This window comes from Gordonia sp. i37, assembly GCF_002043085.1.
In the GTDB taxonomy this organism is placed as follows: domain Bacteria; phylum Actinomycetota; class Actinomycetes; order Mycobacteriales; family Mycobacteriaceae; genus Gordonia; species Gordonia polyisoprenivorans.
The window spans coordinates 1-9,860 of the sequence record NZ_MVPX01000445.1; the positions used below are offsets into that span (position 1 = coordinate 1).

A 9,860-nucleotide genomic window follows, 5' to 3' on the forward strand; every position below is an offset into this window, starting at 1 on the left:
CCGTGACCGAGTCGGTCGGGCGGGTGTCGGTGACGGGAGTACGCTGTGCTCAGTCTGACCATCTGGTCATCACTTCCGCCATCGCCAGATGGCTGTCCCAATACGGCGAGGAGGCCGATTCACGTTGCGTACTCACAGGTTTGCGGCACGGGCCCTGATTGTCGCCGTCGGCGGCGCAGGAGCGATCTGGGGTCTCGGCCTCGGTGGCGGTGGTGCCCAGGCGGTCACCTGCAACGCGACGAATGGCCATGAGGTGCAACAGATTCAGGGCACCAGCGGGTGCGGCGCGCGCGCCGGTGTGGGCAGCAGTGCCAGCGCGCAGGAGACCGGTGGGGGTACGGCGGTGGCCGTGTCCGACCGCGGCGGCAACGCCAATGCGATCAACCAGGCGCCCGGTTCGTCGGCGCTGGCGGGGGCGACCACCAACGGCACCTCCTACTCCATCACCACCGGACCCAAGGCGCTCTCGGTCGCCCAGGCCCGCGCCGGCGGGTACTCGGTCGCCATCGGCGGCTGGGGGGGCCAGGCCTACTCGGGTCAGCCCGGCGTCGGCTGCTCGGGCGGTTTCGCCGCCGCCGCCGACACCACCAGCGGCAAGGCGTGCCTGAAGTACGGCTCGATCGACCTGCACAACTGATTTCACGGGTCCGACTCCTCAGGTCTGTCTGACTTCACAGATCTGAGGGTCTCCTCGTTCACCCCTTCGACACACGACGTTCGTGACCGCGGCATATCGTTGATCCGTGACCGAGTTACACGACCTGGAAACCCTGGGCCCCGACTTCAGCAAGCTCAACGGGCGCGAAGCGCTGCAGAGCCTCGTCGATCTACACGACACCACCCAGTTCGAGGTGAATGACGACGATGACGACGATCCGGTGCTGCTGACGCTGCCCGAGCGCAACGTCGTCGACACCTGGCGTGAGGATTACCCGTACGAGGAGCGGATGAGTCGCCGCGAGTACGAGGTGACCAAGCGCAGGCTGCAGATCGAACTGCTGAAACTACAGAAATGGTCCAAGCAGACCGGCCAGCGTCACCTGCTGGTGTTCGAGGGCCGCGACGCCGCGGGCAAGGGCGGGACGATCAAGCGGTTCAACGAGCATCTCAATCCCCGCGGCGCCCGGGTCGTCGCGCTGGAGAAGCCCTCGGAACGGGAGTCCACCGAGTGGTACTTCCAGCGGTACGTGCAGCATCTGCCCGCGGGCGGCGAGATGGTCTTCTTCGACCGCTCCTGGTACAACCGGGCCGGCGTCGAGCGTGTGATGGGTTTCTGCACCCCCGAGCAGTACGACCAGTTCATGGATCAGGTCCCGGCGTTCGAGAAGATGCTCGTCGACGACGGCATCAACCTGGTGAAGTTCTGGTTCTCGGTGAGCCCGCTCGAACAGCGCACCCGCTTCGCGATCCGGCAGATCGACCCGGTCCGCCAATGGAAGCTGTCCCCGATGGACCTCGCGTCGCTCGACAAGTGGGATGCCTACGGTGCGGCCAAGGAGGCGATGTTCGCCAAGACCGACACCGACATCGCGCCCTGGACGGTGGTGAAGAGCAACGACAAGAAGCGCGCGCGGATCAACGCGATGCGCCACGTGCTCAGCCTGTTCGACTACAAGGGCAAGAACGACGAGCTCGTCGGCACCCCCGATCCGCTGATCGTCGGCCGGGCCCGGGTCATCGCCGACGAGTGAGCGAGTCTCGGCAGGTACCCTCGTGCCGGTGCGAACGTTTCTCAGTGCGCTGCTGACCCTTGTCGCGATGGTGGCCATCGTCGTCGCCCTGCCGTCGATGTGGGCCGCCGAGCGGGTGGTCGATGCCGACGGTTTCGCCGATGTGGCTGCGCCGCTCGCGCACGACCCGCAGGTGCAGGCGTTCATCGCCGACGAGATCACCGAGCAGGTGTCCTCCCGGGTCAACGTGCCCGGAGCGTCGACGCTGATCGAACCGTTCGCGAAGCGTTACACGCAGGGACAGGACTTCCCCGCCGACTTCGCCGATCTCGTCCGCCAGCAGCATTCCTGGCTCTTCGATCCCGCCCCCGCGGGTGGCTCCCAGGAGATGCAGCTCGATATCACCGCGATGGTGAACCGGGCGCTCAAGAGTGCCAACCTGCCTTTGGTGACCTCGGTGCCGGGCAAGATCGAGGTGCCGATGGCCGAGGGCAGCGGGCTCGATGCCGGTCGGTATCACAAAGTCGGACAACAGATCACGACGATCGGATACGTCGCGACCGCGGTCGCCGTGATCGCCGGCCTCCTTGCCCTGCTCATCGCCCGACGACGCGGGACGGTGCTGATCGCTCTCGGTCTGGGTGGGTTGCTGGCAGCTTTGCTGAGCTGGCTGGCGGCGCTCAACGCGACGACTCTGGTCAACCGCCAGTTCGTCAATCACTCCACCGGCAACGCATTGACCCGAGCGGCCACCGATGCGTTGGCCAACGACCTCACCTGGTGGGCGACGGTCGGTGCGATCGCCGGGGCGATCGGGATCGTGCTCGGCATCGTCGTGCGGCTCATCGCGCGCTGAGTGTGTCCCGGTCCCCGGCGCGGGCGTCGCTCGACCGGCACACTGATCATCGGGGCTGACGAGTGGGAGACGAGGTGGACCGACTGACGAGCGCCGGCGCGTGGATCTGGGATCGAATCCGTTCCGCTCCCGTGACCTGTGTGTGGCTCGTGATCCTGCTGATGACGACCATCCTGCAGCACTCGATGTCGCCGAGGCATCTCAACCACGTGCTCGGTCATCAGTCGACCAATATCGTCAATCTGCAGAAGGATCCGTTCCAGGTTCTCCTCGCGAGCCTGTTCTGGCTCGACGGTTCGTACTGGTTTCCGTATCTGATCCTCTTCTGCATCTTCCTGATCCCGGCCGAACGATGGCTCGGCACCGCACGTTTCGTCGTGGTCGGTCTCAGCGCACACGTCGTCGCCACCTATGCCAGTGAGGGATTGCTGCGGCGTGCCATCGCATCCGGTGATGCGAGTGCGGACCTGGTACACATCCACGACGTCGGCGTCAGTTACTTTCTGGCGGCGGTCGCGGCGGTGCTGGCCTATCACATCGCCCGCCCGTGGCGGTGGGCGTACGTCGCCGGTTGCGTGGTGATCTACGTCGTCCCGCTTCTCTCGCACATCACCGTCACCAACATCGGGCACGCGTGTTCGGCCCTGATCGGATTCGCCTGGTACCCACTCACCCGCGGCCTCGCCGGGCAGCAGTGGGACCCGATGGTCGTCGTCCGGGCGATTCGGCGGCATCTCGGTTCCCGGCGCCGGTCACAGCCGGGCCGGTAGCCCCCGAAGGCCCGCCGGCGTTTCTATGATTCCGACGGTAAAGCCAACATGCCCTCTTGCACGACGCTGGCCAGGAGAACACCAGCGGAGTCGTAGATCTGGCCTCGTGCAAGAGCTCGCCCATTGCCGCTGATCGGGACGTCCTGGACCAGTGCGATCCATTCGTCGGCACGGCCGTCGTTGTGCCACCACATCGCGTGATCGAGGCTCGCGGTCACCACACCCTCATCGGCCCAGGCGTAACCGTGATACCGCAGCGCCGGCTCGAGCAGGGTGTAGTCGCACAGATACGCCAATGCCTGACGATGTACTGCCGGATCGTCGGGTAGTGCGTGAAATGCTTTGAGCATCACTGTTTGTCGGTGCACGCGCGGTCCGGTGATGCTGGTGTAGATCGCGCCCGGATCGTGGCGGATGTCGAAGTGGCGCTGATACGACCAGTACCGCGCGTCGCGCACCGTGGACCCGACGAGCAACTCTGCCGACGTCGGCAGCGACTGGGGATCGGGCAGTTCGGGGGCTGGTTCCTGATGCGCCGGCGAGCCCGCGCCGGTGTGGAAGGACGCCAGACCGGTGAAGATCTCCTTGCCCTTCTGCACGCCGGTCACCGCGCGCGCCGAGAATCCGCGTCCGTCGCGAGTACGGTCGACGGTCCAGCTGGTGGGTTCGTGCACGTCGCCGGGCCGCAGGAAGTAGCCGTGGAAGGAGTGGATGGATTTCTCGTCGCCGACGGTCTTCGACACGGCGGTGACCGCCTGAGCCACCACTTCGCCGCCGTAGGCGCGACCCGACGGGATCACCTGATGGCGCGCGGTGAAGGTGTCGGGCGCATCGGCGGCGGTCGGGTCGGTCTGGGGTGTCAGATCGAAGGCGTCGAGGAGGCTGAAGGTCTCGGTGCCGGGGGTCTCGGTCTGGGTCGGGGTGCTCATCCTCGGACGTACCCTTCCAACGTCGCGTCGTCGACCTCGTCGAGGTTGATGACGATGTTGTCGGGAGTGCGCGCGGTCAGCCAGACGAGTTCCTCGGTGGTGCTCATGTTGGCCTCGACGTGCGGCATGAACGGCGGCACGAAGACGAAGTCGCCGGCGTACATGTCGACATACTCGGAGTAGTTCTCGCCGAAGTAGATGCGGCCGTGCCCGGTCAGCACGTAGCCGCCGGTCTCGGCTTCGCCGTGGTGATGGGGCAGCGAGCGGTAGCCCGGCTCGTTGGAGACCTTGCCGTACCAGATCTTGGTGGCCGGGGTGTGCTGCGGACTGACGCCCGAGACCCGCACGGCCCCGCCGGACTGCGCGGTGGCACTGAACTCGTGGCCGTGTTTGGTGACGACAGGGACAGTGCCGCAGGGGAATTGGTCAGAATAGACGGTTGGCGCGGGGTTGGTGGCGGATTCCGTGGTGGACATGGTGGTACCTCTCATTCGTGTGTGGTGGGCTGGGCGGGTGCCGGGCTGATCACGATGCGGTTGGCGCACCGCCCCAGTCCGTCGATCTCGGTGACCACGACGTCGCCGTCACCCAGATAGTGCGGTGGTGTGCTCGCGGCTCCCACACCTGCCGGGGTGCCGGTCAGCACCACGTCGCCGGGACGCAACGTGGTGAAGGTCGAGATATAGGCGAGTAGGTCGGCGGCGGTGAACACGAGATCGTTCACGTCGGATTTCTGCTCGACGGTGGTGTTGACGGTGCACCGGATCTCATGGCCGTCGGCTGGATCGAACCCGCCCGCGGTGTCCGGGGTTGCGGCTGTGACCAGCACCGGTCCGATCGGGGTGGTCGCGTCGAATGCCTTGCCCGGCAACCACTGTCCGGTGTGACGTTGCCACGGACGGATCGAGATGTCGTTGGCGACGGTATAGCCGGCGATCGCGGCCCGGGCTGTTGCGGCGTCGACGTTTCTGATCGTGGTGCCGACGACGACGGCGAGTTCGGCTTCCCAGTCGAGACCGACGGCCGCTGCGGCGTCGATGACGATGTCGTCGTGTGCGCCGATCAGCGTGTCGGCGAACTTGGCGAAAATCGTGGGATGCGTGGGTATCTCGCGACCCATCTCGGCGATGTGGCCGCGGTAGTTGTGGCCACAGCACAGCACCTTGGTCGGGGTGGTGACCAGCGGCGCGTAGTCGGCGTCGGCAGCGGAGACGGTGTCGACGGGAGCCACCTGTTTCTGCGCAGCCGACCCTCGCCAGCCTGGCTCCCTGAGCAGGGCGCCGACATCGGCGCTGGGCAGCAACGAATAGGTGTCGTCATCGATGCGTATTGCGGCGCGGGTACCCGCAGGCGTACGCAGAGTGGCCAGGACGGCCGGACCGCTGGCGGTGGTTCCGGTCACGGGTTCTCTCCTCGAAATGTCGTATAGCGTGCACATGACGATCGTGACAACTACGATATAACAGAATGCCCCACTCTGCACCTGTTGAGGAGAATCCCATGTCCGTCTCGTTCGTCAATCCGGATACCCTGCTCAAGCCGTCGGGGTTCTCCCACGCCACCCGCCACGGCGACCTCATCTTCCTGGCCGGCCAGACCGCGCTGACCACGAAGGGAAAGATCGTCGAGGGCGGCATTATCGAGCAATTCCGCCAGGCCTTCGGCAACTTCCTCACGGCTCTCGAGGCGGCCGGCGGCAGCCCGGCAGGACTGCTCTCGGTGACCATCTATCTCACCGACATCCCCGAGTACCAGGCCAACGGCAAAGAGATCGGCCGCATCTGGCGCGAGATGACCGGCGTCTCGGACTATCCGGCGATGGCCGGTATCGGCGTCACCGGCCTGTGGCAGCCTGAGGCGAAGATCGAGATCCAGGGCGTCGGCGCCGTCGTATGAGGCGGGTTGCCCCCCACTCGACACGCCCCCACACTGCGCCCTCCGGGGACGGCGGGGTGTGGGAGTCGGGCCGTCGGTCTATCGGTGACGTCGCAGCGTCTGGCTCGGCGTCTCGCCGTAGCGGACCCGATAGTCCCGGGAGAATCGTCCCAGATGCGCGAAGCCCCAGCGGGTTGCGGCGTCGGTGACGTGCTCGACCGTGCCGGAGGTCAGATCGGCGCGCGCCCGATCCAGGCGTACGCGACGCACATGTGCGGTCGGGGTTGTGTCGAGATGAATCCGAAACGCACCCTGAAGTTCTCGTACGGATAGGCCCGCGGACGCGGCGATCTCGGCAACGGTCAGCGGCTCGGCACAGCGACTCTCGACGATCTCCAATGCGTTCCGCAGCCGCCGCGGCGTGACGCGGGCCCGAGTCGATGCATGGTCTGAGTTGGTTCGGCAGGCAGCCAACAGTCCATCGACGACGGCCGACGAGAGCGATGCGACGAAACGCGCGTCGTGCGTGGGATCGTTGCCTTCGGCAAGGGTCAGGTCGAGGAGGGTGCGCCACGTGTGTCCGGCGCCGCTGGTCAGATCGAGTACCACTGATGCGTTCACCTCGGTAGCCGCGGTGAACGGTTCGGCTCGTGCGGCCCATGCGGCGGCATCGATCCGGATCATCAGTCGCGGATTGTCGTAGCCGTAGGTCATCCGCAGCGGCACGGCAGTCGGAGTGATCACCGCTTGGCCGACGCCGACGATGCGATCGTCGCCCTGTGCACTGATGACGCAGTGCCCGGCGATCGGAATCTGTACGAGGATGAACGGCAAGCCTTCGGTGCTGACCTCGGCGCCGCCGCGATAATCGATGTAGTGAAAGCCGCACTCACCCAGCGTCGTCACGTTGTGGACTGCGCGAACCACAGAGCCGGTGGCGCGCAAGCGATGCGGGCACAGGGATCGCCCGACCGACGCCCGCGCCTCGTCGAGATCATCGGTGGTCAGGACGTTGTGATTGGCGAGCGGGGTCAGGGACAGGCTGGTTGCCTGGATGGGTCCGGCATCGACGGTCATGGGGCTCCTCGTCGTCGCTGTGATTCCCAGCGTCCGACCGACGTGTAACGAGTTCGTGACGGTGGTGTCACTCTCACAATAAACGTCGTCGGGGGATAGTGGACGCGCTTGCTGGATAGTGCGATGCGGATGAATCGTCGACCATGACAGTCGATCTCTTTCACCTACTGCACAAGGGGCTGTCCATGTCAGCAACCACTCCGGCCGACCGCTTTCAACTCGGGCTGTTCTCGTCGAACTGTTCCGGGGGTTTGGCGGTCACCACCATCGACGACCGCTGGTCGGGTTCCTGGGCCGACAATCTCGCCCTTGCCAGGCTCGCCGACGAGGTGGGCATCGACTTCATGCTGCCGATCGCCCGCTGGATCGGCTACGGCGGGCAGACGAACTTCCATGAGGGAGTGCTCGAACCGATTCCGTGGGCCACCGCGATCCTGGCGTCGACGACCCGGCTGCGCGCGTTCGCGACCGTGCACACCGCGTTCAATCATCCGGTCGTGACGGCCAAGCAGATCGCGACGATGGACCAGGTGGCCTCGGGACGGGCCGGAATCAACGTCGTCGCCGGCTGGAATCAGCCCGAATATCTGGCGATGGGCGTCGACCTGCCACAGGATCACGATTCACGATATGCCTTGGCGCAGGAGTGGTTCGACGTCGTCACCGATCTGTGGAGCCGCGACGGTCGGTGGGATCACACCGGCGAGTTCTGGAACCTCACCGGTCTGGAGGGGGCGCCGAAGCCCCGCGGCGGTCGGGTGCCGGTGCTGAATGCCGGATCGAGTGCGCAGGGCAAGGACTTCGCCGCCCGCAACGCCGATCTGGTGTTCACCATCGTCGGCGATCCGGTCCAGGGTGCCGACGTGGTGACCTCGATTCGCGCCGCGTCGACTGCGCTGGGGCGCAGCACCGGAGTGCTGACCCCGACGCATGTGGTGTGCCGGCCGACACGCGCCGAAGCCGAGGACTACCTGCACTACTACGCCGTCGAGAACGCCGACTGGGAGGCGGTGGACAACCTGATGACGCTGCAGGGCATGCACGCTCAGTCATTCACCAAGGAAATGCTCGCCACCTTCCGCGGACGATTCGCCGCCGGACACGGTACCTGTCCGCTGATCGGCAGCCCCGACGACGTCGCCGCGCAGATCGCACAGTTCGCCGACGCCGGCTTTGACGGCATCACCATGTCGTTCGTCGACTACATCAGTGAGCTGGAATACTTTGCTGCCGAGGTACTTCCGCGTTTGGAGAAGATGGGCGTCCGGGCAGCCGGATAGTCGCGCCGCCGCCGGCTCGTTCCCTCGATTCCGCCCAGCAACGACGACCGGATTGCAACGCGCAATCCGATCCTCGAGCGGGGGTGGAATTGCGGGGACGCGTCAGCCGGGGTGGACGACGTTCTGGACGTGCTCGCGTGCACGGGTCTGTAGTGCCGAGTCGAGGTCGCCGAAGACCTGACCGGCGTCGACGCCGGGCCACTGTGCCGGCAGCAACTCCAGGGGTAGGCCGGGGTCGAGGTAGGGGAGTCGGCGCCAGGTGGTCAGCATCGGCACGTAGTCGGCGAATGCGGTTCGAGCGTCGATGCTCTCGGTCATCTCCTCGAGAACCGGGTGATAATGGTCCAAGAAGCTGCGGTACTGGGCGGCGAGCTCATCCAGATTCCACCACTTGGCGACCTTCGACGGTGCGTCGGCATCCAGCCGGCAGCCCTCGAACAGGTCGACGTAACGATCCATCCCGTTGCGGTGCAGCATTTTACGAACCTCGCCGATGATCACTGCGGGAGCGATCCATACGCCGGGAGCGGCGATGCCGAAGCCGAGGCGGGTCAGCGCGGTGCGCAGGGCATGTCGCTTGTCGCGCTCGGACTCGGGGATGGAGAACACCGCGATCACCCACCCGTCGTCGAGGGCGGCGCGGCGGCGACTGAAGATGCGGGCGTCCCCATCGTTGATGGTGTCGAGGACCGGCTGCGACAGCGAATAGCCGGCCTGCCCGTCGTGCCGCACACTGGTGAGGATGTTCTTGCGCTTGAGCCGCGAGATCGATGACCGCACCGACGGTCCGTCGACGCCCAGATCCTCCATCAGCCGCACGACCGAGGCCACCGACAGCCAATTGTTCTCCGGCCGTGCATACATGGCAAACAGTGTCACGATGAGGTGACGAGGTGCAGGAGCGGTGAGGGCAGGCGGCTGCGCATGGGCGACGGTCGTCATTTTTACACCATACGGGGGCCGGTGGTGGTTGTCGCGTCGGGGCGCTGGTGCCTGACGATCGCCTCCGGCTCAGTGCCTGACGATCGCCTCCGGCTCAGTGCCCCGCGAATGCCTCCGCCAGCCACCACGCGCCACCGTCGGCTGCGATTTTGGCGTCGATCACCAAGGGCCCGACGTCGGAGCCCGACACCGCCGCGGCCACCCACGTGCGGACCGGTTCCAGGTCGTCGAGGGACCGTACCGTCACGCCGGTTGCGCCATAGCCTGTGGCGATCGCGGCGATGTCGACCTCCGGGAAGGTCACCGTCGTCATGTCCGCGTCACCGAAGTGGTGGACCTCGGCGCCGTAGGCGGAGTCGTTGTAGACCACGATCGCCAGCGGAATCCGCAGGCGTACTGCCGTTTCCAGCTCCGAGATCGCCATCAGGAACCCGCCGTCACCGGTGCCGAGCACCGGCAGG

The 9,860-nt window shown here is 66.0% G+C and carries 12 protein-coding genes; 6 read left to right on the plus strand and 6 right to left on the minus strand.

Annotated elements, in window-relative coordinates:
• Positions 1 to 124: 124 nt before the first annotated feature.
• From B1964_RS21985 to B1964_RS22000, 4 genes are all read left to right on the plus strand, one after another.
• Complete coding sequence (locus B1964_RS21985) at positions 125 to 637, plus strand: DUF6764 family protein (RefSeq protein ID WP_006372505.1); 513 nt, start codon at positions 125 to 127, stop codon at positions 635 to 637.
• Between the two features lie 106 nt (positions 638 to 743).
• On the plus strand, positions 744 to 1,691 hold the full coding sequence (gene ppk2 / locus B1964_RS21990) for a polyphosphate kinase 2 (protein WP_006372506.1): 948 nt from the start codon (positions 744 to 746) through the stop codon (positions 1,689 to 1,691).
• A gap of 28 nt (positions 1,692 to 1,719) precedes the next feature.
• Positions 1,720 to 2,526, plus strand: a complete 807-nt coding sequence (locus B1964_RS21995; protein WP_253194117.1) for a hypothetical protein — start codon at positions 1,720 to 1,722, stop codon at positions 2,524 to 2,526.
• A 74-nt stretch (positions 2,527 to 2,600) separates the two neighbouring features.
• Positions 2,601 to 3,296, plus strand: coding sequence for a rhomboid-like protein (locus B1964_RS22000; protein WP_346348418.1), 696 nt, complete (start codon positions 2,601 to 2,603; stop codon positions 3,294 to 3,296).
• Positions 3,297 to 3,319: 23 nt separating this feature from the next.
• Here B1964_RS22000 and B1964_RS22005 read toward each other — a convergent pair whose 3' ends face one another.
• From B1964_RS22005 to B1964_RS22015, 3 genes are read right to left on the minus strand one after another with little or no spacing between them, the layout of a single operon-like run.
• Positions 3,320 to 4,225 (minus strand): acyl-CoA thioesterase domain-containing protein, encoded by a 906-nt coding sequence (locus B1964_RS22005; RefSeq protein ID WP_079931278.1) that lies wholly within the window; start codon positions 4,223 to 4,225, stop codon positions 3,320 to 3,322.
• Positions 4,222 to 4,701: a cupin domain-containing protein gene (locus B1964_RS22010; RefSeq protein WP_079931279.1), complete on the minus strand. Its 480-nt coding sequence runs from the start codon at positions 4,699 to 4,701 to the stop codon at positions 4,222 to 4,224. The genes B1964_RS22005 and B1964_RS22010 overlap by 4 nt, the downstream gene beginning before the upstream one ends.
• A gap of 11 nt (positions 4,702 to 4,712) precedes the next feature.
• Entirely contained in the window at positions 4,713 to 5,627 is a 915-nt protein-coding gene (locus B1964_RS22015) for a fumarylacetoacetate hydrolase family protein (RefSeq protein WP_253194118.1), read from the minus strand.
• 98 nt (positions 5,628 to 5,725) lie between these two features.
• Between B1964_RS22015 and B1964_RS22020 the strand changes: the two genes are divergently transcribed.
• Positions 5,726 to 6,121 carry a RidA family protein gene (locus B1964_RS22020; protein WP_079931281.1) on the plus strand — a complete coding sequence of 132 codons (396 nt, stop codon included), beginning with the start codon at positions 5,726 to 5,728 and terminating at the stop codon, positions 6,119 to 6,121.
• Between the two features lie 78 nt (positions 6,122 to 6,199).
• Here B1964_RS22020 and B1964_RS22025 read toward each other — a convergent pair whose 3' ends face one another.
• Positions 6,200 to 7,177, minus strand: a complete 978-nt coding sequence (locus B1964_RS22025; RefSeq protein ID WP_079931282.1) for a helix-turn-helix domain-containing protein — start codon at positions 7,175 to 7,177, stop codon at positions 6,200 to 6,202.
• Positions 7,178 to 7,362: 185 nt separating this feature from the next.
• On the opposite strand from B1964_RS22025, the gene B1964_RS22030 reads away from it, so the two are divergent.
• On the plus strand, positions 7,363 to 8,457 hold the full coding sequence (locus B1964_RS22030) for an LLM class flavin-dependent oxidoreductase (RefSeq protein WP_079931284.1): 1,095 nt from the start codon (positions 7,363 to 7,365) through the stop codon (positions 8,455 to 8,457).
• A gap of 102 nt (positions 8,458 to 8,559) precedes the next feature.
• Here B1964_RS22030 and B1964_RS22035 read toward each other — a convergent pair whose 3' ends face one another.
• Positions 8,560 to 9,399, minus strand: coding sequence for a PaaX family transcriptional regulator C-terminal domain-containing protein (locus B1964_RS22035; protein ID WP_079931283.1), 840 nt, complete (start codon positions 9,397 to 9,399; stop codon positions 8,560 to 8,562).
• Positions 9,400 to 9,493: 94 nt separating this feature from the next.
• Positions 9,494 to 9,860, minus strand: a 367-nt coding sequence (locus B1964_RS22040) for a thiamine pyrophosphate-dependent enzyme (protein WP_253194119.1), incomplete at its 5' end; no start/stop codon positions are given.